Raw genomic sequence first — 25,460 nt, forward strand, 5'->3', positions numbered from 1 at the left:
ATGGACAAGTCCACCTTCGAGGAACGCAAGGCAATCCGGGGCGAGATGCACGCGGCGCAGCGCCACGACAGCGCCCACAAACATGTCGCCGGCACCGCCGACTATATCGACGACATGCCGGAACCCGTGGGCACGTTGCATGGCGCACTCGGCATGACCGACCGGGCGCATGCGGAGATCACCGCGATGGACCTCTCGGCCGTCGCCGCCGTACCCGGGGTCGTCTGTGTGCTCACCGCCAGGGACATGCCGCATTCCAACGACATCAGCCCGAGCCACCTGCATGACGAGCCAGTGCTTGCCGATGGTCTCGTGCAGTTTCATGGGCAACCCGCCTTTGCGGTGATCGCCGAGACCCGCGACATCGCCCGCCGGGCCGCACGGCTGGCGAATATCACCTATCGCGACCTGCCGCATTTCACCGACATTCTCGACTCGGTCGCCCATGGCGGCGAGCTGGTGACCCAGCCGCTGACCCTGCAGCGCGGCGACGCCGAGGCGGAGCTGGAAAAGGCCCCACGCCGGCTCAAAGGGCAAATGCGCATCGGCGGCCAGGAGCACTTCTACCTCGAAGGCCATATCGCGCTCGCCATACCCGGCGAGGACGACGAGGTCACCGTCTGGTCCTCGACCCAGCATCCGAGCGAGATCCAGCACATGGTCTCGCATGTGCTCGGCGTGCCCTCAAATGCGGTGACGGTGAACGTCCGCCGCATGGGCGGCGGCTTTGGCGGCAAGGAAACGCAGGGCAACCAGTTCGCCGCCCTTGCCGCGGTTGCGGCAAAGAAGCTCAATCGCGCCGTCAAGTTCCGCCCCGACCGGGACGAGGATATGACGGCAACCGGCAAGCGCCATGACTTCCTCGTCGACTACGACGTCGGCTACGACGACGACGGCCGCATCCATGCGGTTCATGCCAACTATGCGGCGCGCTGTGGCTTTTCGTCGGACCTCTCCGGCCCCGTCACCGACCGGGCACTCTTCCATGCCGACAGCTCCTATTTCTACCCGCATGTGAAGCTCACCTCGCAGCCGCTGAAGACCAACACGGTCTCCAACACCGCCTATCGCGGCTTCGGCGGGCCTCAAGGGATGGTCGGCGGCGAACGCATCATCGAGGAAATCGCCTACCAGCTCGGCAAGGATCCGCTGGAGATCCGCAAGCTGAACTTCTATGGCGAGAACGGCTCGGGCCGGGACCTCACGCCCTACCACCAGAGGGTCGAAGACAACATCATTGCCCGCATCGTCGCCGAGCTTGAGGAGAGCGCCGACTATCAGGCGCGTCGCCAGGCGATCCTCGACTTCAACAAGACGAGCCGCATCATCCGCAAGGGCATCGCGCTGACGCCGGTGAAATTCGGCATCTCCTTCACCATGACCGCCTTCAACCAGGCGGGTGCTCTGGTGCACATCTATCAGGACGGCTCGATCCACCTGAACCATGGCGGCACCGAGATGGGCCAGGGCCTCTATATCAAGGTTGCGCAGGTGATTGCCGACAGTTTCCAGGTCGACCTCGACCGGGTGCGCATCACCGCAACGACCACCGGCAAGGTGCCGAACACCTCTGCGACCGCCGCCTCCTCGGGCTCTGACTTGAACGGCATGGCGGCTCATGACGCCGCACGCCAGATCAAGGAGCGGCTGGTCGCCTTCGCCTGCGAGCGCTGGCAGACGACGCCTGATCATGTCAGCTTCGTGCCCAACCATGTGAAGATCGGCGAAGAGCTCATCCCCTTTCCCGAATTCATCAAGCAGGCCTATATGGGCCGCATCCAGCTGTCGGCCGCCGGCTATTACAAGACACCGAAGATCCACTGGGATCGTGCCAGTGGCCGCGGCACGCCCTTCTACTATTTCGCCTATGGCGCGTCGGTTTCGGAAGTGTCTGTCGATACGCTGACCGGCGAATACATGGTCGACCGTGTCGACGTGCTGCACGATGTCGGCCGTTCGCTCAACCCGGCGATCGACATCGGCCAGATCGAGGGCGGCTTCGTGCAGGGCATGGGCTGGCTGACGACGGAGGAACTGTGGTGGGACGACAAGGGCCGGCTTCGCACCCACGCCCCCTCCACCTACAAGATCCCGCTTGCGTCGGATCGGCCACGAGTCTTCAATGTGACACGGCTTGCCGAATGGTCGAGCAAGCCGAGAAGAAACCATCCGCCGTTCGAAGGCGGTGGGAGAGCCGCCCTTCATGCTGCCGATCTCGGTTCTGGAGGCGCTTTCCATGGCGGTCGCCAGTGTCGCGGATTATCGCGAGTGTCCGCGGCTCGATGCCCCGGCAACACCGGAGCGCGTGCTGATGGCCGTCGAGCGTCTGCGAGATCGCTGACGGCCATCGGGATTTACCTCAGATCCGCGGTAGCTCATTGATGCTGAGCAGGCGACGGGCGTTGGCCATCGCCTCCTCGTCGTCGCTGTGGGGGCTATGAACATCCATGAAACCCATATCTCTCTTCATGTGGTCGGAGAGAGCGTTGACATCCAGCATCGGCTTGGCGGCGACGAGCCCCCCGAACAGGGCGGCCGTGAGCCGAATGACCGGCTCGAGTGAAAGAAATGGTTTTCTTTCAGTACGTTCGAATGTGTCGCAAGTCATTTCAGCACCTGTTCGTCTTGGGAAGTTGACTTGGAGGATGCCGTGGAGGAGGATCGAAATCCAATCGAACATCCGTCTGCATGCATCAAGAGAACTTATCCATGAAGATGTCGAAGCAGTTTCCGCTGAATGCGCTGCGGGTCTTCGAAGCGGTCGCCAGGCTCGGCAGTTTCACCAAGGCCGGCGAAGAACTGGGCATGACCCAGACCGCCGTCAGCTACCAGATCAAGTTGATCGAGGAGAATGTCGGCGAACCGCTTTTCCTGCGGCGCCCGCGTCAGATCTCGCTGACCGACGTCGGCCAGCGGCTGGCACCGCGTGTGACCGAAGCCTTCGAGATGCTGCAGGAAGCCGTCTCCAATGCCCGCGGCGATATCGACAGCGCGCTCCTCATCAGTTCGACCCCGACCTTCGCCTCGCAATGGCTTGCCCGCAACATCGGCAGCTTCCAACTCGCCCATCCCAACATTGCCGTGCGGCTGACGACGAGTGACTCGCTCACCGATTTTAGCCGCGAGCCCGCGGACCTCGCGATCCGCTCCGGCGGGGGCGTCTGGCCCGGCCTCGACACCCATCCGCTGATGCGCGTCGAGTTCAGCCCGATGCTGAGCCCGGCGCTCGCCGAGACCATCGGCGGCGTACACGAACCACGCGACCTCTTGAAGCTTCGCATCATCGATGCCGGCGATCCCTGGTGGCCGATGTGGTTCAAGGCCGCCGGGGTCGACGATCCCGATCTCGAGGGACGGCCGCACAGCCGGCTTGGCGCACAGACCTTCGAGGCACGCGCAGCCGTCGCCGGCCAGGGTGTCGCCATCCTGACGCCAGAATTTTACCCCGACGACGTGGCGCTCGGCCGGCTCTACCAGCCGTTCGATCTGCGCTGCAGCGACGGCTGCGACTACTGGCTTGCCTATCCGCACGCGCGCCGCAACACGCCCAAGATCCGGATTTTCCGCGACTGGATCCTCGGCGAGCTTTGTCCGCCGAGCTTCCTGCACGCAAATAGCGCTTGACGAGAGCCCTGCCCCCTTTTCCCCTCCGTCGTTTTTGCGCAAGGTGCAGCGATAGAGACAAAAGGGGATCTGAATGTACGAGTTCGCCATTGCCTGGGAATGGCTGGCCTTTGCCGTCCGCTGGCTGCACGTGATCACGGCCATCGCCTGGATCGGCTCATCCTTCTATTTCATCGCGCTCGACCTCGGCCTCACGAAGCGCGACCACCTGCCGGTCGGCGCCTATGGCGAGGAGTGGCAGGTGCATGGCGGCGGCTTCTACCACATCCAGAAATACCTGGTGGCGCCGGCCTCGATGCCTGAGCATCTCACCTGGTTCAAATGGGAATCCTACATGACGTGGCTCTCGGGCTTCGCCATGCTCTGTCTCGTCTATTACGGCGGCGCCGATCTTTTCCTGATCGACCGCCATGTGCTTGATATCTCCGCAACCACAGCGATCCTGATCTCGCTTGCCTCGCTCGGCATCGGCTGGATCTTCTACGATCTGCTCTGCAAGTCGCCGATCGGGGGCAACACCTGGGGGCTGATGGCGCTGCTCTATGTGGCGCTCGTCGTCATGGCCTGGGGCTACACCCAGGTCTTCACCGGCCGCGCCGCCTTCCTGCATCTTGGCGCGTTTACCGCGACGATCATGTCGGCCAACGTCTTCTTCATCATCATCCCCAACCAGAAGATCGTCGTCGCGGATCTCATCGCCGGGCGCACGCCGGACCCGAAGCTCGGCGCCCAGGCGAAACAGCGCTCGCTGCACAACAACTATCTGACGCTGCCGGTCATCTTCTTCATGCTGTCGAACCATTATCCGCTGGCCTTCGCGACGGCATTCAACTGGATCATCGCAGCACTCGTCTTCCTGATGGGCGTCACTATTCGCCACTGGTTCAACACCACCCATGCCCGCAAGGGCAAGCCAACCTGGACCTGGCTTGTGACTGCGCTTCTCTTCATCCTGATCATGTGGCTTTCGACCGTGCCGAAGGTGCTGACCGGCGGCGAGAAGGCCGAGGTCGCACCGGTCTTTTCGCGCTTCGCCGCGAACGCGCACTTCCCCGCCGTCAAGGATACGATCTCGACCCGCTGTTCCATGTGCCACGCGGTAGAACCCGTTTATGAGGGCATCACCCAGGCGCCGAAGGGCGTGATGCTTGAAAGCGACGCGGAGATTGCCGCCCATGCCCGCGAAATCTATATCCAGGCCGGGTGCAGCCATGCGATGCCGCCCGGCAACGTGACAGACATGACGACGGACGAGCGCCAGCTGCTGACAGCCTGGTTCGAAAGCGCCGTCGAGGAAGGCAAGACACAATGACCACCACCCTCCTCCGCGGCCGATTGCTGAGCTTCCACCGCGCCCCCACGTCGATCGACGACAGCGCCGCCTATGGCTATGAGAGCGACGGCGCACTTCTGGTCGAGGGTGGCCAGATCCTTGCGAGTGGCGCTTACGCCGCGGTGAAGGCAGACGCTCCTGAAGGTGTGGCGGAAATCGATCATCGCCCGCACCTGATCGTGCCCGGCTTCATCGACACGCACCTGCATTTCCCGCAGATGCAGGTGATGGCCTCCTATGCCGCCAACCTGCTCGAATGGCTGAACACCTACACCTTCCCGGAGGAGTGCCGTTTCGTCGAAACCGCCCATGCCGAGCGGATTGCGAAGCGCTTCTTCGACGAGATGGTCCGCCATGGCACGACGACGGCGACGGCCTATTGCTCGGTGCACAAGGCGTCCGCCGACGCTTTCTTCGCCGAGGCGCTGCGCCGCGACATGCGCATGGTCGCCGGCAAGGTGATGATGGACCGCAACGCCCCGCAAGGCCTGCTCGACACGCCGCAGATGGGCTACGACGAAACCCGCGCGGTGATCCGCGAATGGCACGGCAAGGGCCGCAACCACGTGGCGATCACGCCGCGCTTCGCCATCACTTCGACGCCGGAGCAGATGGACGTTGCCAAGTCGCTCGTACGCGAGTTTCCCGACCTGCACGTACAGACCCATCTGTCGGAAAATCGCGACGAGATCACCTTCACCTGCGAGCTCTATCCGGAAGCCAAGGACTATACCGACGTCTACGCCCGCTACGGCCTGCTCGGGCCGAAAAGCCTGTTCGGCCACTGCATCCATCTGTCCGAGCGCGAGGCGGATGTCATGAGCGAGACCGGCTCGGTCGCCGTCTTCTGCCCGACCTCCAACCTCTTCCTCGGCTCCGGCCTCTTTCCGCTGCGGGCGCTTACCCGCAGGGACAAGCCGGTGCGCGCCTCGGTCGCCTCCGATATCGGCGGCGGCACCAGCTATTCCATGCTGAAGACGCTCGATGAGGCCTACAAGATCCTGCAGTTGCAGGGCGAGCGGCTGAACCCCTTCGACAGCTTCTTCATGATGACCCGCGGCAATGCCGAGGCGCTCTCGCTCGTCGACAGGATCGGCACGCTCGAAGCCGGAACCGATGCCGACTTCATCGTGCTCGACACGGCGGCGACGCCGGCAATGGCGCTTCGGGCAGAAGTGGTCAATTCGCTCGCCGACGAGCTTTTCCTGCTACAGACCATGGGCGACGACCGCGCAATCGTCGAAACCTATGTCGCCGGCAAGCCGGTGAAATCGGCACTCGCCGCCGCGTGACCGTCCAAATCCAGAGAGGTCAAGAAAATTGACCTCTCTGCGTTCTGGCTATTAACAAGCCTCCGGCAAACATGGTAATGGCTCGTTCAATATCCGTTGGACGAAGGCCGTTTTCATGACGCAAATCCTCGAAATCAGCGATCTCAAGGCGCTCGCCAAACGTCGCGTGCCGAAGCTCTTCTTCGACTACGCCGACAGCGGCGCCTGGACCGAAGGCACCTATCGCGCCAACGAGGAGGATTTCGCCAAGGTCAAGCTGCGCCAGCGGGTGCTGGTCGACATGACCGACCGGTCGCTCGAAACGACGATGATCGGTCAAAAGGTTTCGATGCCGGTGGCGCTTGCCCCAACCGGCCTCACCGGCATGCAACACGCCGATGGCGAGATGCTGGCTGCCCAGGCCGCCGAAGCCTTTGGTGTCCCCTTCACGCTCTCGACCATGAGCATCTGCTCGATCGAGGACGTCGCCTCCGTCACCACCAAGCCCTTCTGGTTCCAGCTTTACGTCATGCGCGAGCGCGAATTCGTGCTGAACCTTATCGACCGCGCCAAGGCGGCGAAGTGCTCGGCGCTGGTATTGACGCTCGACCTGCAGATCCTCGGCCAGCGTCACAAGGACCTGCGCAACGGCCTCTCCGCGCCGCCGAAGATGACGCCCAAGCATCTCTGGCAGATGGCGACGCGCCCCGGCTGGTGCATGAAGATGCTCGGCACCAAGCGCCGCACCTTCCGCAACATCGTCGGCCACGCAAAGAGCGTTACCGACCTGTCTTCGCTCGGCGCCTGGACGGCGGAACAGTTCGACCCGCAGCTTTCGTGGAAGGACGTCGAGTGGATCAAGGAGCGTTGGGGCGGACCGCTGATCCTCAAGGGCATTCTCGATCCCGAAGACGCCAAGATGGCGGCGGCGACCGGTGCCGATGCGATTATCGTCTCCAACCATGGCGGCCGCCAGCTCGACGGCGCCCACTCCTCCATCAGCATGCTGCCGCGCATCGTCGATGCCGTTGGCCACCAGATCGAAGTGCATCTCGACGGCGGCATCCGCTCCGGCCAGGATGTGCTGAAGGCCGTCGCCATGGGCGCCAAGGGCACCTATATCGGCCGCCCCTTCCTCTATGGCCTCGGCGCCATGGGCAAGGACGGCGTGACCAAGGCGTTGGAAATCATCCGCAAGGAGATGGACATCACCATGGCGCTCTGCGGCAAACGCAACATCAACGACGTCGACCGCAGCATCCTGGCGGAATAGGCCACGGCATCAGCCACTCCCGCCCTCATTCCTGTGCTTGTCACAGGAATCTAGCCAGCCCAAGTCCTTGGGCTGAAAGGACTTTTGACCCGGCAGACGCCGGGCCGCTGGATCCCCGCCACAAGTGTTCAGTCCGGGGAGATAGCGGACACCTGTTCGGAGAGATGACTGACAGTTTTGGGTTTGGTCAAGTCGATGGTTGCGACCTTGTGTGAGGCGAAGAAGACGCCATAGGTGCCGTCCCGGGTCAGGGGGCGGATAGCGAGGCGTTCTCCGCAGAAGGCTCTTGGCACACGCCATAGCCTGCCCTTGAAGCTGACATAGGCCTTGGTGGTGGAGACGACGCGGACGATCTCGCCGCTGTCGTAATGCGGGTCGAGGAGGCAGCCGGGCATGGCCCGTGCGCTCGGTCGGTAACGGCTGGCTGGCGGGTTCTGGCCCAGGGCTTCGTGGGGCCGTTGGTGATTGTAGATCTCACGCCAGCGATCGAAGGCGATCTGGGCCTGGCCCAGATCGCTGAAGCCGCGCAGATCGAGGACTTCGGCCTCCAGAGTTCGGTGGAAGCGTTCGATCTTGCCGCGGCTCTGGGGATGGTAGGGCCGGCTGTGCCACACCTCGACGCCGAGCTTGAGCAGCCAGACGCACAGGCGGGTCCACCGCTCGCCGCCCGGTTCGCCCCAGGGCTGGCCGTTATCGACGAAGAAGGCCTGGGGCAGGCCATAGCGCCGGAAGGTCCGCGTCAGCTCAGCCTTGACCGTCACGCCCTGCTGGTCGGCACACGCCCTCAGGCAGGGCGAGAAGCGGGAATGATCGTCGACGATGGTCAGGGGATGGCAACGCTCGCCTCCCGTCAGCTTGACCCAGCCCTTGAAGTCCATCTGCCAGAGCTGATTGGGTTCGGCTTTTTCGAAGCGTTGCCAGGCCTTGCCGGGACAAGTCGGGAAGCCATCGATCCGGCCGTGACGGCGCAATATCGCGTGGACGGTCGAGACCGCCGGCGGCTCCAGCCCGTCGCGCCGCAGGCAGGCGGCGATCTTGCGGGCGCCCCAGGCCGGATGAGCGTCGCGCACCGAAAGCGCCGCAGCTTCGATCCTCTCGCTGCAGCGGCCGGGACTGGCATGAGGACGACGCGACCGGTCCCCAGATCGCCATCGCCTGCCGCCCATCGCGCCAGCCACTTGTAGCCAACATCCGCGCTGATGCCGAACTGACGGCAAAGCTCCCGCCGGTTCGCTCCTTCCATCATCGCCAGACGAACGAACTCGCGACGTTCTTCCATCGCCGACACCTCTCGCCAGGGCATGGACCGATCTCCTCAAGACCAAATCCAGCCGATGATGTGTCAGCTATCTCCCCGAACACCTGTCAGGTATCTCCCCGGACTGAACAACAAGGGCGAGGATGAGGGAGCTTGGAGTGACCCTTTCGGCAAAACGCGAAGCGAGCGCAAGACCCCTTACGCCTCAGCTCCCCCGATAGGTCGAGTACCCATAGGGCGAAAGCAGCAGCGGCACGTGATAGTGGCTCGCCGGATCGGCGATGCCGAAGCGCAATGGGATGCGGTCGAGGAAGGCCGGTTCCGGCAGCGTCGCGCCTGACCGGCGCAGATAGTCGCCGGCATAAAAGACCAGCTCGTAATTGCCGACCATGAAGCCGACGCCTTCGACCATCGGCCCGTCGACGCGCCCGTCGCTGTTGGTATGAACGGTGCGGATCAACTGCCGCTCCTCGCCTTCGAGCCAGTAGAGATCGATGCGCAGCCCCTCGGCCGGCTTGCCGAGCGCGGTGTCGAGAACGTGGGTCGTCAGTCTGCCGGTGCTGCTCATCCTATCCTCTCATTCATCAGTTGGCACGGGATGGGCGCGGAAGACCGCACACGATTTCCTCATACCGCCAGATTGGGGCTCTCAATGACGAAGGGCTCGTCGTAGAAGTATTCCTCAAGATTGTTGCCCGGCCCATCGCGATCGACGATCAGGAAATCGCTGACGGCGCCGATCGACATCAGCGGGTGATGCCAGACGTTGCGGCCGTAATTGACTCCTTGCTTGCCGCTCGCTTGGAATACCCGCGGCGTGCCCGGACGCCCGTCCTCGTCTTCCGCGACGACGACGACCCAGGGGCGATCGTCGAGCGGTGAAAAGCTCTGGCTGCCGAGCGGGTGGCGCTCCATCATCGTCACTGCATAGGGAAAAGCGCGCGGCTGACCGCGGAAGATATTGATGATGACATTGGCGCCGTCGCCGACCACATCGGCGCGCGCCAGCCCGTGGAAACGTTCCGTGTTGCCGCCGTTGATGTAGCGCATCGTCGCCGGATCGGCTTCGATGATGGTTCCGAAGGGTGCAAAGGCGTCGCGCGTCAGCGGTTCGATGGTAAGCAGGCGCGACATCAGGCGTGGACCTCGCAGGTTTCCACGGCATTCGACAATGTCAACTCCAGTTCGACGGTCCTCCGAAAGAGCGAGGACGCGTATCGAACGGTTTTGTCAGGCATTTTCGTCTCCAGGAAGCATCGACTGCAGCCGCAGGCGGGCGATTTTTTCCACCTGCGCGCAAGCGGTTTCAAATTCCTCTTCGGGCGAATTGTCAATGCGGCTTTCGAACGAGGCGAGAATCTGGCCCTTGGTGAGCCCCTTCACGGCGATGATGAAGGGGAAGCCGAATTTCTTCGTGTAGGCATCGTTCAGCGCCGTGAAGCGCTGATGCTCCTCGGGCGTCAACCGATCGAGGCCGGCAGACGCCTGCTCGGTGGTCGAGTCTGCCGTAAGCTTGCCCGCGATCGCCAGCTTGCCGGCGAGATCCGGGTGGGCGCGCAGCACTTGCAGCTTTTCGCGCGGCAACGCCGCACGAAAAGCCTGGCAGAGCGCCGAATGCACGTTGCCCGCCATCAAACCCGCCGCCGCGGCGCGATCGTAAGCGCGTTCGGCCACCCAGGGCGAATGCTCGAACACGCCGCCGAAACGGGCGACGAAGGCGTCGCGGTCGGACATCAGAGCGTCCCTTCCGGCTTGTGGTGCTGGTACCAGTGTTTGGCGATGTCGATGCGCCTGGGCACCCAGACCTTATCGTGCGACATCACGTAATCGATGAACCGGGCAAGGGCTGCGGCGCGGCCAGGGCGGCCGACGAGCCGGCAGTGCAGGCCGATGTTCATCATCTTGGCATCGCCCTGACGGCCTTCCTCATAGAGCACGTCGAAGCTGTCCTTGAGATAGGTGAAGAACTGGTCGCCGGAGTTGAAGCCCTGGTTGGTGGCAAAACGCATGTCGTTGGCATCGAGCGTATAGGGGATGATCAGATGCGGCTTGTCGGCCGGCAGCCCCCGCACCCAATAGGGCAGTTCGTCGGCGTAGCTGTCGCAGGAATAGAGGAAGCCGCCCTCCTCCAGCACCAGCTTCAGCGTATTGGCCGAAGGCTTGCCCTGGTAGATGCCGAGCGGGCGCTCGCCGGTCAGTTCCGTATGCAGACGGACGACTTCGCGGATATGCTCGCGCTCGACCTCCTCCGGAAAATCCTTGTATTCCAGCCAGCGCAGGCCGTGGCTGGCGATTTCCCAGCCGGCTTCCTTCATGGCCGCAACCGCTTCCGGATTGCGCGCCATGGCGAGCGTCACGCCGTAGACCGTCAGCGGAACGTTACGGCTCGTGAACATGCGCCACAGCCGCCAGAAACCGGAGCGTGCGCCATATTCGTAGATCGATTCCATGTTGAGATTACGCTGTCCCTGCCAGGGCTGCGCGCCGACGATCTCGGACAGCAGACATTCGGACGCCGCGTCGCCATCGAGAATGCAGCTCTCGCCGCCCTCCTCGTAGTTCAGCACGAACTGCACGGCAATGCGCGCATCGCCCGGCCAGTTTGCCTTCGGCGGATTGCGGCCGTAGCCAACGAGGTCGCGCGGATACTTAGTCTCAGACATCAAATCACCCTTCGATTTTTCCAGAACGGTATCACCGCCGACCGGATTGTCGATACCGAAATCTACCCGCGAAGGGTTGCTGGGCGACGAGTTCGGAATGAGACGAAGGCTGAATTCTGCGCTCTCACTAGCGATGCGCCATCAATGCCGCGACGATGAGCGGCAAGGGCCGGATCGATCCCGAACCAAGAGAGGGATCGGCGGCAACGCGCTTGGCGCGCTCGGCGCGCGCATTCGTGGAGATCTTGCCGAGCGGGTGCTGCGAATGCACGCGCAGGGGCGCGCCGGTCTCTTGCTCGACGAAGAGGGCAAGGCTGCCGATGGCAAGCGGCGTCGCCAGGCATGGCTCGAACAGGTCGCGAAGCGGCGCCTCGACCTGGCGTATCGCGTCCGACGCGAGCGGGCCAGTCAACATCATGTGAAAGCGGTACTCGTCCATCACATGAGGATCGCCCCAGCGGTGCAGGTTGGAAAACTGCGGTGCGGTCAGCCGATCCGGATCGGAGCGCTCGATCTCGTCTTCGCTGAGTGGCGCACGAAAAGCATCGAACTCCTGAACGATATTGGCGGCCAGCAGATGCATCGCGGTGCTCGGGACCTGCGGCATCAGGCCAAAGCACCGGCCGATGCGGGCGACCTCCAGGCGATCGATTTCGAACGGTGTCTGCGCGCCGGCAAAATGCATCAGCGCCTTCAGGAGCTGTGATTCCGTCATATCCGGATGCAGACGAAACGGCGACATCATCACCGCATGGAAACCGAAGCGGCGCGGTACGGCCGTATGGTAGGCGATGTCGGCAGAACTCAGGCCCGCAACCGAAGGCAGTTCCGTCGGTTCGCCGGAATAGACGTTGCGCCCAAGCCAGCTTGCGGCAACCGCGGAAAGCGGGTCGGCCATCGGCGGCGTAAAACAAATGGCGTAGCGCATGTCTGGCTCCGGTATCCGTTCGAGCGGGATGAGGAAAAATGCCTGCGGTTTTCCGCCCCGCTCCAATGAGATCGATCACGCTTATGAGTGCCGATCCGGCTCGGGATCATCGTGATCTATTGGCCGCGTCTTAGGTGATTTGCGTGACAGATTGACGAAGTGGATCCTGCAAAACCACGCGATCCCGCCGGCTTGCGCCGGATTTTCGGAACCATCCAGCCCAACGGCCGTTCCCTCAAGGTAACAATCAAGGATGGAGAAGAAGCGTGAGCTATCACAACGCAAACCTGCAGGATGCCCGGATCAAGGAAACCCATGACCTGATCGGAAGCGACAAGGTTGAAGGCACGAAGGTCTATGGCTCCGACAACAAGCACATCGGCTCGATCGAGCGCGTGATCATCGAAAAACGCAGCGGTCGCGTTGCCTACGCCGTGCTCGGTTTCGGCGGTTTCCTCGGCCTCGGCGAAGACCACTATCCGCTGCCCTGGGCGAAGTTGACCTATGACGAAAACCTCGGCGGCTATCGCACCGACGTGACGCGCGATCAGGTCGAGCGCGCACCGAAATATCGCGGCAACGAGGAATACAACTGGAACGAGGAAAACGGCCGTCGCGTCTACGACTACTACGGCGTACCGCCCTACTGGATGTAAGGTCGGACTTTCGAATGTCTGAATATTCGAGGCTCCGCCAGCGGCGGGGCCTTTCCTATGCCCGATCCTAGAGCGCCGTGCGTTCAAGTGAACGCACAAAGGACGCTCTAGCACTTTGAATCTAGAGCATCTTTCCGCTTCCAGTGATTCCACTTGAGAGCGGGATGCTCTAGAGATGCTTCTCGCGAAGCGCCGCAATGTGGTTCCGGCACAGGAAGGATTCCGGCAGATCGAGCGTCGCGAGACCGGCGATCTCGTCGACAACGAAGCGCGCCAACCGATGCGCAATCCCGAAGCTCACCTTGAAGCCGCCGGTCAGCACGGAAATGTTCGAATGATCAGGGTGCCGCCCGACCATGGGTTCGCGCCCCGCCGACTTTGGCCTGAGCCCGGCCCAGCGCTCGACCACCTCCGCATCCGCCAGACACGGCGCCAGCAACGTGGCGCGTCGAAGGAGATCGTCGAGCTGTTCGTCCGTGGACAGTGGATCGGCAAAGCTGTTCTCGCTGGTGCTGCCGATCGCCACATGGCCATCGTCATGAGCGATGATGTAGACGCCATCGGTGAAAATAACCGGCAGGCCTGGATCGACATCCGCCCTCAAGAGCGCGGCCTGGCCCTTGACCGCCGTGCCGCTCGTCGCTTTCAGCGGCCCCGACACAGCATCGATCAGCGGGAAACTGCCGATGCCGGCAGCGATGATGCAATGGTCGAAGCTGAGCCGGCTGCCATCGTCACGCTCGGCCCTGCCGTGCGCCGGAAGGATGGCGCGCACGCCCGAGCCTTCATCGATCTGAACATTCTGCAACTGCAACAGGGCGGCACGCAGGGCCGACAGCGTGCGGCGCGGCGACACCCGCGCGGCCAGCGTATCGAAAACGACGCCATGCGCCGTTGCCTCCGTGCCTGGCCAACCCTGCGGGCCTTCCTCCTGGACATGCCAGAAGAATTGCCGGTCGCCCGCGCGCCATTGCTGTCGTGCGTCCTGTTCATGCCGGAGCGCAATGTCGCGTAAGTGCGGCTTGGCGAGCGGCATCAGCCGCCCGGTGCGGCGATAGCCGGTCGACACCCCCGCCTCGGCTTCGAGCTGCGCGATCTCCTCTTCGAGGGACACCAGCGCTTCGAACTGGAATTGCTTCTTGGCATTCCAGCGGTCGGGCATATGCGGCATGAGCGCGCCCAGTAGGCCGCCGCTCGCGCCGGCACCGATGGCCTGTTGCTCGACGAGCCGCACCGTCATGCCCTTGCGCGCGGCGGAAAGGGCGGCCCACAGCCCCATGATACCGCCGCCGACGACCAAAAGCTCGCTCATCGATTGACCTTCTCCGGCCGGCGGATTATCGCCTTTGCCATGACAGGACCAGCAGACCCGATCGACCCGCCAGCGCACCAAAACCTTGATTGGCACGAGGCCGATATGCCCTATTCCCGGGAGTTTGGCGATCACTTTTATTGCCGCACCGATGGGCGGCTGGAATGCGGTCACGTCTTCCTTTCGGGCAACGGCCTGCCGGAGCGCTGGGTCGGTACGGGCACCTTCCGCATCGGCGAACTGGGCTTCGGCACCGGGCTCAATTTCTGCGAGACATGGCGCCAGTGGAAGGCAACCGCTGGAGCCGGCGACCGCCTGCATTTCGTCTCATTCGAGCGATTTCCCATGGCCGCCGACGAGATTTCCCGTGCGCTCAGCCACTGGCCGGAAATCGATGCGGAACGGCTGGCCCTGATCTCCCGCTGGCCGGCAGACCCCGACGGTGACGTCCGCATCGACTTTGGCGACGGCGTCACCCTCACGGTCGTCTGCGGTCCGGCGCTCGAAGGTGTCGCCCGCACCGAACATCCGTTCGACGCCTGGTATCTCGACGGTTTCGCCCCCTCGCGCAATCCCGACATGTGGTCGGAAGAGCTGATGCGGCACGTCTTCGAAAAAACCGCGCCCAGCGGTAGCTTCGCGACCTATGCCGCCGCCGGTTTCGTCCGCCGCAATCTTCAGGCCGCCGGCTTCGTCGTCGAAAAACGCAAGGGTTTCGCCGGCAAGCGCGAGATGCTGCGGGGCGACCGCCCCTACTGCATGTCTCCTTAAATCGACCTCGATTTAAGGACAAAGACATGCAGAAAATCAAAGTGCTACAGCGGCCTTTGCGCGTCTGATAAGACGCGCGGCGCTGTAGGCGCTCCCCCCGATTTCAACGTGTCTTGAACGGTTGCGCCATCGCCCTGCGAAAATGCGTCAGCGGGAACGATTTACTCCACAAGAGAACTGAACTGTCGCAAATGGCGGGCCATCGCGCCTGCGGATCTGCGACACAACCCCATCGGCAACACGGTGGGTCCTTCATGAACGACGATCAGTTTCCCGATGCAGCAACCGGTGATGCGGCCTCGACCCCGCTGGAGCGGCGACGCAGGCCAGGCGGCCGCGGCGCCGAGCGGTCCCGCAAGTCCGCGGGCGGAAAATACCTCAATCTTGTCAATACGCTGGCGAAGTCCACGGTGCTTTCGGAAGATGCGCTCGAAGCGATCCATGACGCGTCGCTGACCATCCTCGAAGAGATCGGCATGGACATCATCCTGCCGGAAGCACGCGACCGGATGAAGGCCGCAGGCGCCGATGTGACGCCCGGCACCGACCGGGTGCGCTTCGACCGCGGGCTGATCATGGACATGATCGCCTCCGTGCCTCCGGCCTTCACGATGCACGCCCGCAACCCGGCGCGCAACGTCGCGATCGGCGGCAACAATCTCGTCTTCGCCCAGATCGCCAGCGCGCCCTTCGTCGCCGATCGTGATGGCGGCCGCCGCACCGGCAACCATGAAGACTTCCGCAAGCTGGTAAAGCTCGCCCAGTCCTACGACATCGTGCACACGACCGGCGGCTATCCGGTCGAGCCGGTCGATCTGCATGCCTCAGTCCGCCACCTCGACTGCCTCTCCGACATGGTGAAGCTTACCGACAAGGTCTTCCACGCCTATTCGCTTGGGAAGCAGCGCAACACCGACGGCATCGAGATCGCCCGCATCGGCCGCGGCATCTCCATGGAGCAGATGGAGCGCGAGCCTTCGCTGTTCACCATCATTAACACCTCCTCTCCGCTCCGCCTCGACGGACCGATGCTGCAGGGCATCATCGAGATGTCCTCGCGCAATCAGGTGGTGGTGGTCACGCCCTTCACATTGGCCGGCGCGATGGCACCGGTGACGATCGCCGGCGCACTGGTTCAGCAGAACGCCGAGGCACTGTGCGGCATCGCCTTCACCCAGATGGTCAGGCGCGGCGCACCCGTCATGTATGGCGGTTTCACCTCGAACGTCGACATGAAGACCGGCGCACCCGCCTTCGGCACGCCGGAATACATGAAGGCGGTGGTCGCCGGCGGCCAGCTCGCCCGCCGCTACAACATCCCCTACCGCACCTCGAACACCAATGCCGCCAACACGCTCGACGCTCAAGCCGCCTACGAGTCCGCCATGTCGCTCTGGGCGCTGACCCAGGGCGGCGGCAACTTCGTCATGCATGCAGCCGGCTGGACCGAGGGCGGGCTCACGGCCTCCTTCGAGAAGTTCATTCTCGACGTCGACATGCTGCAGATGGTGGCGGAATATTTGACGCCGCTCGATGTCAGCGAGGATGCGCTAGGCCTCGACGCCGTGCGCGACGTCGGCCCCGGCGGCCATTACTTCGGCACGCTGCACACGCTGCAGCGCTACGAGACCGCCTTCTATTCGCCTATCCTGTCCGACTGGCGCAACTTCGAGACCTGGACAGAAGCCGGACGGCCGACCACCTACGATCATGCCAACCGGATCTTCAAGCAGAAGCTCAACGAATATGAGCGCCCGCCGCTCGATCCGGCGATCGAAGAGGAACTTGATGCCTTTGTCGCCAGACGTAAGGCAGAGGGCGGCGTCCCGACGGACTTCTGACGGAGCGCCGCGTTGGCTGATTGCACGAGCAGCCGCTAGTATGGAGGCGAGCCCTACAAGCCGGGCTCAGGGAAAGACGGCAGCCCGCGCCGTGGCGATCAATTGCTCCGTCGTTGCAGCGACACAATTGCGGTCAATCTCAGCGACCGTCCGCTCCCTCACATGCGCGGAGAGCTGTTTTCTGAAATCGCCGAGCGTCCTTGGGGCGGCGCAGATCACCAGGCTGTCGAAAGCGTGGTCGGCCGCGTAACTTTCCAGCCTTTCAGCAACGTCGGCGACGAAGCGCTGCTGCTCCTCGCGAACGGGATCGCTCTTGTATTCCATGGCGGAGCGGCCGTGCCCGTCGGACGAGTGCGCTCTGCCCGGCTTATCCGCCATGATGTCCTGAACGCGTTTCGGTTCGGTGTGAAAGGTTTCCTCGTCCGGCCGCTGGCGTTCCTCCTTCAACAGGTTCACGCCCTTGACGATGCGCGCGGTGTTGCCGTCCGCGACCAGTATCCATGTCCGGTTCTGCACGATTGTCTCCCAGTGAAAGGTGTTGATCGTGGCGGGCCGAAAAGGCCCTGGAAGGAAACGCGCGAGGCTCGGTTCGGTTCCATCAAAACGCCGCTCAGCAGCAATTGTTTCGGCCTGTAACGGCGATCACATCCGCGCGACATAGGCCTCGAAGCTGCGCTCCGCTGTCACCTCGTAACGCTCGCGCTCGACGTGAACGGAGCTGATCCTGTCGACGCGGAAATCGCGGAAATCCGACCTCAGCTCGCACCAGCCCGTCAGCAGCCAGAAGTGGCCGAAGACGCTTAAGCCCAGCGGCCAGATGATCCGCTCTGAGTGCTCGTTCTTGAGGCTGTCATAGCTGAGGCGAAGCTTGCGCCGCTCCGCGATCGCCTGGCGCAGATCGCCGAGCAGTGCCGGCGGTTCCGGCTGGAGCGCCGAGCGGAAGGCGCGAAGTGGTGCCGCCATCAGCCGCTGCCGGTGTTCGGGAGGCAAGCCGTGGGCGATCTTCTCCATCGCCTCGCGCGCCGATCGAGCAAGTCGCCCGTCGCCCAGCATCTGCACGGCCCTGGCACCGAAGGCGAGCGCTTCGAGCTGCTCGAAGGTGAAGGCGAGCGGCGGCGCGTCGAAGGCCCCGCGCAGCAGATAGCCGACACCACGCTCGCCATCGATTGGCGCACCGGAAGCGATCAGATGCTCCATGTCGCGATAGATCGTCCGCTGCGCGACCTCCATCTTCTCGGCGATCTCCCGCGCCGTCATCGCCCGGCCGGTCGCGCGCAGGAGCTGGATAATGCGAAACAGCCGGTCGGCGGGTCTCATCCGTGGTCTCCCTTCGCCATTCTCTCCCACGTTTGAAAGGGCTATAGCGACCGTCCGGCAGGCACAAGCATGCCGGTGTCGACTATGGCCATAAGGCTGTCAGTTGCCCTATGCTAAATCAAGCTCCAACAGACATGGAGCATGAACATGACCAGCGACCACATCCTTGAGCTTGCCGTTTGCATCGTTCTCGACAAACCCGCGGCGACAGCCACGCGCCGCCGGGCGATGCAGGCCGTTTCCCGCTATCCCGGGTTCGTCTCCTGGCGCGCCGTCGATTCCTGCGAGACCTCGGGCATGTTTGCGGACCTGGTCGAATGGGAGACGCTTGAGGCCGCCCAATCGGCCGGTGAGCGCGTTCGTGTCGATCCGGAGTTTGCGCCTTACGCGGCGACAATCAGCGCGGTAATGCTGGTGCAGCATTTTACCGACGGCCAGAAGATCTGAGCGGCCAGAGAAACGAGCGAAGGACTGCCTAGCGATGGCCGAACCACTGAAGAACCTGCTGCACCCCGGCGTCGTCACCGATATCGCCGACCGGATCGCCCGTGGCGCCAGCGCCTTCGATCGGGAGAAATTCTTGCGGCTAGCGGGCGATGGCCTCGAAACGCTGGAACTGATGCAGCGTTCGCTCAAGATCCGTGATGCGCTGGTCGAAACGCTGCCGCAGCCGTTCCCTGAAGCGGCCGCCATTCTTGCGGCCTGCCTGCCCCGAGACGATGCGCCCGGTCTCAGCGGCTGGGCATTGCTCCCCCTCAGCCAGTACGTTGCCTTGCGCGGCCTTGGGGAGTTCGACCTGTCGCTGTCGCTGCTGCGTGCACTGACGCCGCATTTCACCGCCGAGTTCGGCATTCGCGTCTTCATCGATCGCGATCAGGAGCGCGCTCTTGCCACGATCCACTCCTGGACCCAAGACACCAACCATCACGTCCGCCGGCTGGCGAGCGAAGGCACGCGCCCGCGCCTGCCCTGGGCAATGCGGCTGCCGAAACTCATCCGCGATCCGAAGCCGATCCTGCCGATCCTGACGGCCCTTCTCGACGACCCCGAGGACTATGTGCGCCGCTCGGTCGCCAACAGCCTCAACGACATCGCCAAGGACCATCCGGATCTGGTGGTGGCTTTCGTCGCCGGGCATATCGGCGACGCGGCGCCGGAGCGCCGCCAGTTGCTGCGCCATGCCTCGCGCACGCTCCTGAAGCAGGGCCACCCGGACGCGCTTGGCAATTTCGGCTTCGCTCCCCCGGCCGGCATCAATGCCAGGTTCTCGCTCGACCGCTCCGAGATCGTGCTCGGCGAAAGCCTCGGCCTGCGCCTGGCCGTCAGTCATGACGCCGAGACGAGCCAGAAGGTGATGATCGATTACGCCGTGCATCACCGCAAGGCGAACGGCGCGTCATCGCCGAAAGTGTTCAAATGGACCTCGGCGACGCTTGCGCCCGGCCGCTCGATCGAGATCGAAAAACGCCATGCGATCCGACCGATCACCACCCGGCGTTACTATCCGGGCGCGCACCGCATCGTCATCCTCGTCAACGGCCAGGAAGCGGCTGAAGCCGGCTTTGATCTCGCGCTGGAGTAGATCTTATTTCGCACCTGCGAAAAGATGCACCTTGACTTTTTCGCCCAAAACGACGACATGGTGCCCAGCGTCACCTTCAGGCCGCCGCGTGAGCGCGCCCTCGGCAACACAGAAAGCCGTGAAGAAGGAAAAGCGCACCCATACGCCGTAAGCGGCGACAGCACAGGCGCTTGACGACTTTTTTCTTAACCCACAAGTTCCCAATTCACGCGGGGTTCTTGACGCCAAACGACACCGGAACAGCAAGGATGCGGTTCCGGCGAATGCGTTTGGCGCCCCCAAAAGGTATATGCATTTGTCCACCTTTAAAGATCTCGGCCTCTCCGAGCACATTCTGGAGACCCTGTCCGCCAACGGCTTCGAAAAACCGACGCCGATCCAGGCGCAGGCCATTCCTCAGGTGCTGAAGGGCAACGATCTCATCGGTCTCGCCCAGACCGGCACCGGCAAGACGGCCGCCTTCGGCCTGCCGATGATCGAAAAGCTCGTTGCCGAAGGCAAGCGCCCCGATCCGCGCAACATCCGCGCCCTCGTACTTGCCCCGACCCGCGAACTGGTCAACCAGATCGCTGCCAACCTCAAGCTCTTCGTCAAGAAGTCTCCGCTGAAAATCGGCGTTGTCGTCGGCGGTGTCTCGATCAACAAGCAGACCGAGCAGCTCGCCCGCGGCGTCGACATCCTGGTCGCAACACCGGGCCGCCTGCTCGATCTCGTCAACCGCAAGGCCGTGACGCTGACGCAAGGGCGCTACCTCGTCCTTGACGAAGCCGACCAGATGCTCGACCTCGGCTTCATCCACGACCTGCGCAAGATCTCCAAGCTCGTGCCGAAGAACCGCCAGACGCTGCTGTTCTCGGCCACCATGCCGAAGCAGATTGCCGAGCTTGCCGGCGAGTACCTGACCAACCCGATCAAGGTTGAAGTCACACCTCCGGGCAAGGCCGCCGACAAGGTCGAACAGTATGTTCACTTCGTTCCCGGCAAGGACCTGAAGACGACCATCCTCAAGAAGACGCTGACCGACAATCCGGACGGCCTGTCGCTGATCTTCAGCCGCACCAAGCATGGTGCCGAGAAGCTGATGAAGCACCTCGACCACGTGGGCTTCAAGGCCGCCTCGATCCACGGCAACAAGAGCCAGGGCCAGCGCGAGCGGGCACTGAAGGCCTTCCGTGATGGCGAGATCCGCGTGCTTGTCGCCACCGACGTCGCCGCCCGCGGCATCGACATCCCCGGCGTCACCCACGTCTACAACTATGACCTGCCGGAAGTGCCTGATGCCTATGTTCACCGCATCGGCCGCACCGCGCGCGCCGGCCGCGACGGCATCGCGATAGCCTTCTGCGCTCCGGACGAAATCCGCCTGCTGCGCGACATCGAGAAGCTGATGGGCATCAACATTGCTGTTGCCAGCGGCGAAGCGCCGGCCGACCAGGCCCGCCCCTCCAAGAGTCGCAGCGGCCGCGGCAACAACGGCGCCGGCCATCGCAAGGGCAATGGCGGCGGCCAGCACCAGAACGGCGGCCGTCCTCCGCGTCGCGAACGCCCGGCCGGCGAGCCGGTGGCAGCGACCAGCGGCTTTACCGGCGATGACCTGTTGCGCGACGAGCGCCGCCCGCAGCGCCAGGAGCGCCGCGATCACGGCCATCCGCAGAACGACGGCCGTGGCGAAGGCAACCGCAACCATGAGGGCAAGAAGCACCACGGACGTCCCGGCCAGAAGCAGGGCGACCGTCGCGACCGCAACCATGGCGGCCGCAACGAAAACCGCGGTGGTGGCGAGCGTCGCGAAGGCGGCCAGGGCCAGCGTCGTGGCAACGGCGGCAACCGCGGCCACCAGGGCTGATTTCTAAAAATCGCTGAAATGAACGGCGGGCCTAAGCGACCCGCCGTTTTTTTATGCCCGCTGCTTGCGGTTGGTAAGATAGACGCCCGCGACGGCGATCACCGTCCCCATGACCATCGGCAGCGTCAGCGCTTCGCCGAAGAAGAGCCACGCCTGCACTGCGGCAAGCGGCGGCACGAGATAGATGAGCGAGGCTGCGCGCGACACCTGGCCGCGGCGGATGAGATAGAGCAGCAGCGCGATCGCGCCCATCGAAAGCCCTAGGACCGACCAGGCGAGTGCGAGCACGACCTGGAGGTTCCAGGTGACGTGCAGATCTTCCAGCAGCAGCGCCAGCGGGATCGTCACGATCAGCGCGCCGAGATATTGCAGTGCTGCGATGCTGCGGATGTCGCCGCTCTGGAGATGGCGCTTCTGATAGAGCGTGCCATAGGTGACGGCGGCCATGCCGAGCACGTTGACGATGACAGGCAGGAGGTGGATCGGCGTCGCGCCGGTATCTATCGCCAGCACCTTCGGCAGCACGGCTAGCGCAATGCCGAAGAAACCGAGCACCAGTCCGAGCTTCTGTTGGGTCGTCAGCTTTTCGTCGATCACGAAGGCCGCCGCGACGGCAGTCATCAACGGCTGCAGGCCGGCAATGATGCCGGAGATACCGGCGGGAACACCCTCACCGATCGCCCACCAGACGGCGCCGAGATAGAGCCCGTGCAAAAACATGCCTGACACCACGGCATGGCCGGCCACCGACCAGGACTTTGGCCACCGGGCGCCGGTGACGATGCAAAACAGGATGAAGAGCGCGATCGCCAGCGTGTAACGCAAAACCAGAAAGGTCAGCGGATCCGCGTAGGCAGCCGCATATTTCGCGACGACCCAGCCGGTCGACCAGAGCAGAACGAAGATGGCGGGAGCCAGGCGGGCGAGCATGATGGGCCTATCGGATAACGGCGGCAGAGCGGCGGCGTACAGCCCGCTCAACGGAAGGCGGCCTCAAGTCGCTGAATACTCTGATCTACCGGATGATTTCGAGCCTAATCATTGCGATTTAGGCATTGAGGCAAGTAGACGCGACCACACTGATGGTCAAAGCAATTTTTCTGATGGCAAGCATCAGCCAATCGGAACCATCAGCCGGAGCGAGGAAAGCGACAGCGAAACGAAGCCGGGCTCGTACTCCTCGCGATAGTGCAGCAAGGCGGTATCGGCCGCATGTCCTTCGGCCGCCATCCAATCGAACATTTTCTGGTAATGAGCAAAGGCGTCGCCGCTTTCCGGATGATGCAAGGCGGTGACGAAACGCATGGCCGGCAGGTCGACGTGTCCAGGGTGAACCGAGGTCTCGGCCTTGTCGGCGACATAACCGACAAGATAGCGGAAGCCGTCAGGGCGATCGTTCCAGGAAATACCGACGAGAGCTGCATGGTCCCCGGGATGAAGGTGTTGGTGGTGCCCCTGCATCTCGGCGATCAGTCGGCGCACGGCCCCTTCGGCCGCCTCGCCAAAGGTACCTTCCCAAAACGAGCCGGCTATGCGCTGGGCCGGTCTTTCAACGATTTCGAACGCCATGACCACCTCATCAAACGAAGGTCCTGCAATTTTTGGCCTGTCACACGAAGGCCAATCGCAGGAGTAGAACGGAATTTGCCTCAAAGCAGTTCCACGAAGGCGCGGGCCGCGTGGCTAAACTGCCTCTCGCGATGGGTCAAGAGTTCGAAATTGCGCTCCGCCAGTTCAAACGGCAACTCGACCAGCCGGCCGCTATCAACGAAGGGCTGGGCGGCGAGCCGGGACACGGCCGTGACGAAAGGACCGCTTTCGACGGCCGTCAGTACCGCTTCGTTCGAAGGCAGCTCGAGCTCGATCTTCAACCCGTCAAGCTCCGCTCCATAATCCCCCATCGATTGCAGGAACATTGCCCGCGTGCCGGAGCCCTCTTCACGCAGCACCCAGCGCGCGGCAAGCAGCATCTCCAGATTGACCGGGGCGCCGACAAGCGGATGCGCGGGCGAAGCATAGACCGCGATGCGATCGACCGCGACGCGGCGGTGGTCGAGCTTGGCACCATCGACCCGCCCTTCAACGAAGCCGAGCTGCACCGTCCCCTCCTCTACCGCCTCGGCAACGACGGCGGTGTTGCGCACGGTGAGTTTCACGTCGACCTGCGGATAGTCGTGGGTGAAGCGCGCCAGACGCGCCGGCAGCCAGTAGCTCGCAACCGTCTGGCTAGCGGCAATCGACAGTTCGCCGCGGCGAAGCTGGGAAAGATCGTTGAGGCAGGCCGCCGCGGCCATCGCCCGAGCGAGAACCGCCCTCGCCTCCGGCAGGAACGTCTTGCCCGCGTCCGTCAGTGCCAGACCACGGCCGACGCGATCGAACAGACGCACGTCGTGCTGGGTTTCGAGCGCCGCGATGGCAGCACTTGCGGCCGACTGGGTGACGTTCATCGCCTCGGCGGCTTTCGTCATGTGCAGGCGCTCGGCGACCGCGACGAAGATTCTAAGTTGATCGAGTGTCATGGCAAATCAATCGCAAAAATCGATCAGAATGACAAGAATAATCCGTTAGACTGATTCATGGATCGGCGTAGGTTGCCCGCCATGTCCAGATCGCATCCCACATTTCGCTCCGCATTTTGCTCCGCCTCCTCCCGCCTGACCTGCATTCTTCCGGGCCTTTTCCTCTGCTGCCTCGTCGCGCTCGCGGCCATCGGCCTTGAATGGATCGAGTGGCGCTGGACGGGCCGGGCATGGCTGGAGGCCCTCGTTCTTGCCATTCTGCTTGGCACCATCGTCCGCACGATCTGGACGCCCAGCGCCCGCTTCCTCTCCGGCATCCATTTCTCCGCCAAGGTTCTGCTGGAGACCGCAATCGTCCTGATCGGCGCCATGCTGAGCTTCGATGCGCTCGCCGAAAGCGGGCCGACCCTGCTTGTCACCATCGTCGCCATGGTTGTCATGTCGATCGCCACCGGCTACCTGATCGCACGGCTGCTCGGCCTGCCGAAGCGGCTCGCGACCTTGATCGCCTGCGGCAACGCCATCTGCGGCAATTCCGCCATCGCCGCCGTCGCTCCGGCAATCGGCGCCCGCGGCGAAGAGGTTGCCGCCGCCATTTCCTTTACCGCCATTCTCGGCATCGCCGTCGTCCTGTCTCTACCCTTCGTCGGCGGCTGGCTCGGCATGACGCCGCAGGGCTACGGCGTCTTTGCCGGCATGACCGTCTATGCCGTGCCGCAGGTTCTCGCCGCTGCCAGCCCTTTCAGTTCGCTCTCGGTTCAGGTCGGCACGCTCGTCAAGCTCGTGCGCGTGCTGATGCTCGGCCCCGTCGTCTTCTGTTTCTCGCTGATCGGCGGCCGCGATGCTGAACCTGAAGCCGAACCGAGCGAACGCCGCACAGTGGGATCGCGCCTCACTCCTGTCGCCCACTTCGTCCCCTGGTTCATCCTCGGTTTCCTGGTCGTCGCCATTGCCCGCAATAGCGGCGTAGTCCCCGACCCGGTCGCGACAGGCGCCGTGAAGGTCTCCACCTGGCTGACCGTCATCGCCATGGCCGCTCTCGGCCTCGAGGTCGACGTCCGCACGCTCGCCAATGCCGGCCCGCGCGCCAGTGCCGCTGCCCTGCTCTCGCTTCTCGTGCTCTGCATCCTGTCAGCGCTCGCGATCGCTTGCCTGGGCCTCGGCTAGCACCGAAAATCCGCGCCCAATTTTAGAGCATATGCATATTTTGCAGCCGCTCGGCCGCCACACCTTTCGGCGGCCGGATCCCGCTGCCGGGTTGTTGGG

General features: G+C 63.4%; 23 protein-coding genes and 2 pseudogenes. 12 read left to right on the forward strand and 13 right to left on the reverse strand.

The features are described 5' to 3' along the window. Positions 1–2,341 (forward strand): annotated as a pseudogene (gene xdhB, locus ACN9MO_RS12725) (xanthine dehydrogenase molybdopterin binding subunit). Positions 2,342–2,359: 18 nt separating this feature from the next. On the opposite strand, the gene ACN9MO_RS12730 reads toward xdhB, so the two are convergent. Next, the gene (locus ACN9MO_RS12730; RefSeq protein WP_065374293.1) at positions 2,360–2,680 is read right to left on the reverse strand and encodes a hypothetical protein; all 321 of its coding nucleotides are present in this window, start codon (positions 2,678–2,680) and stop codon (positions 2,360–2,362) included. Between the two features lie 29 nt (positions 2,681–2,709). Between ACN9MO_RS12730 and ACN9MO_RS12735 the strand changes: the two genes are divergently transcribed. From ACN9MO_RS12735 to ACN9MO_RS12750, 4 genes are all read left to right on the forward strand, one after another. Continuing rightward, a complete protein-coding gene (locus ACN9MO_RS12735) occupies positions 2,710–3,624 on the forward strand; it encodes a LysR substrate-binding domain-containing protein (protein WP_057252987.1) in 915 nt (304 codons plus the stop codon). Positions 3,625–3,697: 73 nt separating this feature from the next. Further along, positions 3,698–4,936, forward strand: coding sequence for a urate hydroxylase PuuD (locus tag ACN9MO_RS12740; protein WP_112994319.1), 1,239 nt, complete (start codon positions 3,698–3,700; stop codon positions 4,934–4,936). Further along, entirely contained in the window at positions 4,933–6,249 is a 1,317-nt protein-coding gene (gene guaD, locus ACN9MO_RS12745) for a guanine deaminase (protein WP_112994318.1), read from the forward strand. Before ACN9MO_RS12740 ends, guaD begins: the two co-directional genes overlap by 4 nt. Before the next feature lie 115 nt (positions 6,250–6,364). Further along, positions 6,365–7,501 carry an alpha-hydroxy acid oxidase gene (locus ACN9MO_RS12750; RefSeq protein WP_057252982.1) on the forward strand — a complete coding sequence of 379 codons (1,137 nt, stop codon included), beginning with the start codon at positions 6,365–6,367 and terminating at the stop codon, positions 7,499–7,501. A 128-nt stretch (positions 7,502–7,629) separates the two neighbouring features. On the opposite strand, the pseudogene ACN9MO_RS12755 reads toward ACN9MO_RS12750, so the two are convergent. The 6 genes and pseudogenes from ACN9MO_RS12755 to ACN9MO_RS12780 form a co-directional block, all read right to left on the reverse strand. Further along, positions 7,630–8,804 (reverse strand): annotated as a pseudogene (locus ACN9MO_RS12755) (IS481 family transposase). 160 nt (positions 8,805–8,964) lie between these two features. After that, complete coding sequence (gene uraH / locus ACN9MO_RS12760) at positions 8,965–9,327, reverse strand: hydroxyisourate hydrolase (RefSeq protein ID WP_058321179.1); 363 nt, start codon at positions 9,325–9,327, stop codon at positions 8,965–8,967. A gap of 59 nt (positions 9,328–9,386) precedes the next feature. Then, a complete protein-coding gene (locus tag ACN9MO_RS12765) occupies positions 9,387–9,893 on the reverse strand; it encodes an ureidoglycolate lyase (RefSeq protein ID WP_058321180.1) in 507 nt (168 codons plus the stop codon). A 96-nt stretch (positions 9,894–9,989) separates the two neighbouring features. Next, a complete protein-coding gene (gene uraD, locus ACN9MO_RS12770) occupies positions 9,990–10,493 on the reverse strand; it encodes a 2-oxo-4-hydroxy-4-carboxy-5-ureidoimidazoline decarboxylase (protein ID WP_112994317.1) in 504 nt (167 codons plus the stop codon). Further along, entirely contained in the window at positions 10,493–11,422 is a 930-nt protein-coding gene (gene puuE, locus ACN9MO_RS12775; RefSeq protein ID WP_113131781.1) for an allantoinase PuuE, read from the reverse strand. Before puuE ends, uraD begins: the two co-directional genes overlap by 1 nt. Before the next feature lie 127 nt (positions 11,423–11,549). Continuing rightward, entirely contained in the window at positions 11,550–12,350 is an 801-nt protein-coding gene (locus ACN9MO_RS12780) for a DUF1045 domain-containing protein (protein WP_058321181.1), read from the reverse strand. A gap of 266 nt (positions 12,351–12,616) precedes the next feature. Here ACN9MO_RS12780 and ACN9MO_RS12785 point away from each other — a divergent pair, with 266 nt between their 5' ends. Continuing rightward, complete coding sequence (locus ACN9MO_RS12785) at positions 12,617–13,006, forward strand: PRC-barrel domain-containing protein (RefSeq protein WP_058321182.1); 390 nt, start codon at positions 12,617–12,619, stop codon at positions 13,004–13,006. Positions 13,007–13,175: 169 nt separating this feature from the next. Here ACN9MO_RS12785 and ACN9MO_RS12790 read toward each other — a convergent pair whose 3' ends face one another. Beyond that, entirely contained in the window at positions 13,176–14,318 is a 1,143-nt protein-coding gene (locus ACN9MO_RS12790; RefSeq protein ID WP_113131782.1) for an NAD(P)/FAD-dependent oxidoreductase, read from the reverse strand. Positions 14,319–14,357: 39 nt separating this feature from the next. Here ACN9MO_RS12790 and mnmD point away from each other — a divergent pair, with 39 nt between their 5' ends. Both mnmD and ACN9MO_RS12800 read left to right on the forward strand, forming a co-directional pair. Then, entirely contained in the window at positions 14,358–15,089 is a 732-nt protein-coding gene (mnmD, locus tag ACN9MO_RS12795) for a tRNA (5-methylaminomethyl-2-thiouridine)(34)-methyltransferase MnmD (protein WP_113131789.1), read from the forward strand. A gap of 254 nt (positions 15,090–15,343) precedes the next feature. Further along, on the forward strand, positions 15,344–16,930 hold the full coding sequence (locus ACN9MO_RS12800; RefSeq protein ID WP_113131783.1) for a trimethylamine methyltransferase family protein: 1,587 nt from the start codon (positions 15,344–15,346) through the stop codon (positions 16,928–16,930). Positions 16,931–16,996: 66 nt separating this feature from the next. On the opposite strand, the gene ACN9MO_RS12805 is transcribed toward ACN9MO_RS12800, so the two are convergent. Further along, positions 16,997–17,446: a host attachment protein gene (locus ACN9MO_RS12805; RefSeq protein WP_057252966.1), complete on the reverse strand. Its 450-nt coding sequence runs from the start codon at positions 17,444–17,446 to the stop codon at positions 16,997–16,999. 126 nt (positions 17,447–17,572) lie between these two features. Continuing rightward, positions 17,573–18,247 carry a helix-turn-helix transcriptional regulator gene (locus tag ACN9MO_RS12810; RefSeq protein ID WP_058321186.1) on the reverse strand — a complete coding sequence of 225 codons (675 nt, stop codon included), beginning with the start codon at positions 18,245–18,247 and terminating at the stop codon, positions 17,573–17,575. A 147-nt stretch (positions 18,248–18,394) separates the two neighbouring features. Between ACN9MO_RS12810 and ACN9MO_RS12815 the strand changes: the two genes are divergently transcribed. The 3 genes from ACN9MO_RS12815 to ACN9MO_RS12825 all read left to right on the forward strand — a co-directional run bounded on the left by ACN9MO_RS12815 (position 18,395) and on the right by ACN9MO_RS12825 (position 21,675). Continuing rightward, positions 18,395–18,694, forward strand: coding sequence for a hypothetical protein (locus tag ACN9MO_RS12815; protein WP_057252963.1), 300 nt, complete (start codon positions 18,395–18,397; stop codon positions 18,692–18,694). A gap of 34 nt (positions 18,695–18,728) precedes the next feature. Continuing rightward, complete coding sequence (locus tag ACN9MO_RS12820) at positions 18,729–19,829, forward strand: DNA alkylation repair protein (RefSeq protein ID WP_113131784.1); 1,101 nt, start codon at positions 18,729–18,731, stop codon at positions 19,827–19,829. 295 nt (positions 19,830–20,124) lie between these two features. Then, positions 20,125–21,675, forward strand: coding sequence for a DEAD/DEAH box helicase (locus ACN9MO_RS12825; RefSeq protein ID WP_112994362.1), 1,551 nt, complete (start codon positions 20,125–20,127; stop codon positions 21,673–21,675). Positions 21,676–21,726: 51 nt separating this feature from the next. Here the strand turns inward: ACN9MO_RS12825 and ACN9MO_RS12830 are convergent, their stop codons facing one another. The 3 genes from ACN9MO_RS12830 to ACN9MO_RS12840 all read right to left on the reverse strand — a co-directional run bounded on the left by ACN9MO_RS12830 (position 21,727) and on the right by ACN9MO_RS12840 (position 24,194). After that, a complete protein-coding gene (locus ACN9MO_RS12830) occupies positions 21,727–22,605 on the reverse strand; it encodes a DMT family transporter (protein WP_113131785.1) in 879 nt (292 codons plus the stop codon). A gap of 183 nt (positions 22,606–22,788) precedes the next feature. After that, the gene (locus ACN9MO_RS12835) at positions 22,789–23,244 is read right to left on the reverse strand and encodes a GyrI-like domain-containing protein (protein WP_057252957.1); all 456 of its coding nucleotides are present in this window, start codon (positions 23,242–23,244) and stop codon (positions 22,789–22,791) included. Positions 23,245–23,324: 80 nt separating this feature from the next. After that, positions 23,325–24,194, reverse strand: coding sequence for a LysR family transcriptional regulator (locus tag ACN9MO_RS12840; RefSeq protein WP_113131786.1), 870 nt, complete (start codon positions 24,192–24,194; stop codon positions 23,325–23,327). Between the two features lie 81 nt (positions 24,195–24,275). Here ACN9MO_RS12840 and ACN9MO_RS12845 point away from each other — a divergent pair, with 81 nt between their 5' ends. After that, entirely contained in the window at positions 24,276–25,361 is a 1,086-nt protein-coding gene (locus ACN9MO_RS12845; RefSeq protein WP_425985107.1) for a YeiH family protein, read from the forward strand. The last annotated feature ends 99 nt before the right edge of the window (positions 25,362–25,460 follow it).

Origin of the sequence: Ensifer sp. R-19, from assembly GCF_049905105.1 — a bacterium.
Taxonomy (GTDB): domain Bacteria; phylum Pseudomonadota; class Alphaproteobacteria; order Rhizobiales; family Rhizobiaceae; genus Ensifer.

Bases quoted from the DNA above. Each gene is read 5' to 3' on its own strand.
- ACN9MO_RS12730 (WP_065374293.1), bottom strand. From the start codon at position 2,680: ATGTTCGATTGGATTTCGATCCTCCTCCACGGCATCCTCCAAGTCAAC.
- ACN9MO_RS12735 (WP_057252987.1), top strand. From the start codon at position 2,710: ATGAAGATGTCGAAGCAGTTTCCGCTGAATGCGCTGCGGGTCTTCGAA.
- ACN9MO_RS12740 (WP_112994319.1), top strand. From the start codon at position 3,698: ATGTACGAGTTCGCCATTGCCTGGGAATGGCTGGCCTTTGCCGTCCGC.
- guaD (WP_112994318.1), top strand. From the start codon at position 4,933: ATGACCACCACCCTCCTCCGCGGCCGATTGCTGAGCTTCCACCGCGCC.
- ACN9MO_RS12750 (WP_057252982.1), top strand. From the start codon at position 6,365: ATGACGCAAATCCTCGAAATCAGCGATCTCAAGGCGCTCGCCAAACGT.
- uraH (WP_058321179.1), bottom strand. From the start codon at position 9,327: ATGAGCAGCACCGGCAGACTGACGACCCACGTTCTCGACACCGCGCTC.
- ACN9MO_RS12765 (WP_058321180.1), bottom strand. From the start codon at position 9,893: ATGTCGCGCCTGCTTACCATCGAACCGCTGACGCGCGACGCCTTTGCA.
- uraD (WP_112994317.1), bottom strand. From the start codon at position 10,493: ATGTCCGACCGCGACGCCTTCGTCGCCCGTTTCGGCGGCGTGTTCGAG.
- puuE (WP_113131781.1), bottom strand. From the start codon at position 11,422: ATGTCTGAGACTAAGTATCCGCGCGACCTCGTTGGCTACGGCCGCAAT.
- ACN9MO_RS12780 (WP_058321181.1), bottom strand. From the start codon at position 12,350: ATGCGCTACGCCATTTGTTTTACGCCGCCGATGGCCGACCCGCTTTCC.
- ACN9MO_RS12790 (WP_113131782.1), bottom strand. From the start codon at position 14,318: ATGAGCGAGCTTTTGGTCGTCGGCGGCGGTATCATGGGGCTGTGGGCC.
- mnmD (WP_113131789.1), top strand. From the start codon at position 14,358: ATGACAGGACCAGCAGACCCGATCGACCCGCCAGCGCACCAAAACCTT.
- ACN9MO_RS12800 (WP_113131783.1), top strand. From the start codon at position 15,344: ATGAACGACGATCAGTTTCCCGATGCAGCAACCGGTGATGCGGCCTCG.
- ACN9MO_RS12810 (WP_058321186.1), bottom strand. From the start codon at position 18,247: ATGAGACCCGCCGACCGGCTGTTTCGCATTATCCAGCTCCTGCGCGCG.
- ACN9MO_RS12815 (WP_057252963.1), top strand. From the start codon at position 18,395: ATGACCAGCGACCACATCCTTGAGCTTGCCGTTTGCATCGTTCTCGAC.
- ACN9MO_RS12820 (WP_113131784.1), top strand. From the start codon at position 18,729: ATGGCCGAACCACTGAAGAACCTGCTGCACCCCGGCGTCGTCACCGAT.
- ACN9MO_RS12830 (WP_113131785.1), bottom strand. From the start codon at position 22,605: ATGCTCGCCCGCCTGGCTCCCGCCATCTTCGTTCTGCTCTGGTCGACC.
- ACN9MO_RS12835 (WP_057252957.1), bottom strand. From the start codon at position 23,244: ATGGCGTTCGAAATCGTTGAAAGACCGGCCCAGCGCATAGCCGGCTCG.
- ACN9MO_RS12840 (WP_113131786.1), bottom strand. From the start codon at position 24,194: ATGACACTCGATCAACTTAGAATCTTCGTCGCGGTCGCCGAGCGCCTG.
- ACN9MO_RS12845 (WP_425985107.1), top strand. From the start codon at position 24,276: ATGTCCAGATCGCATCCCACATTTCGCTCCGCATTTTGCTCCGCCTCC.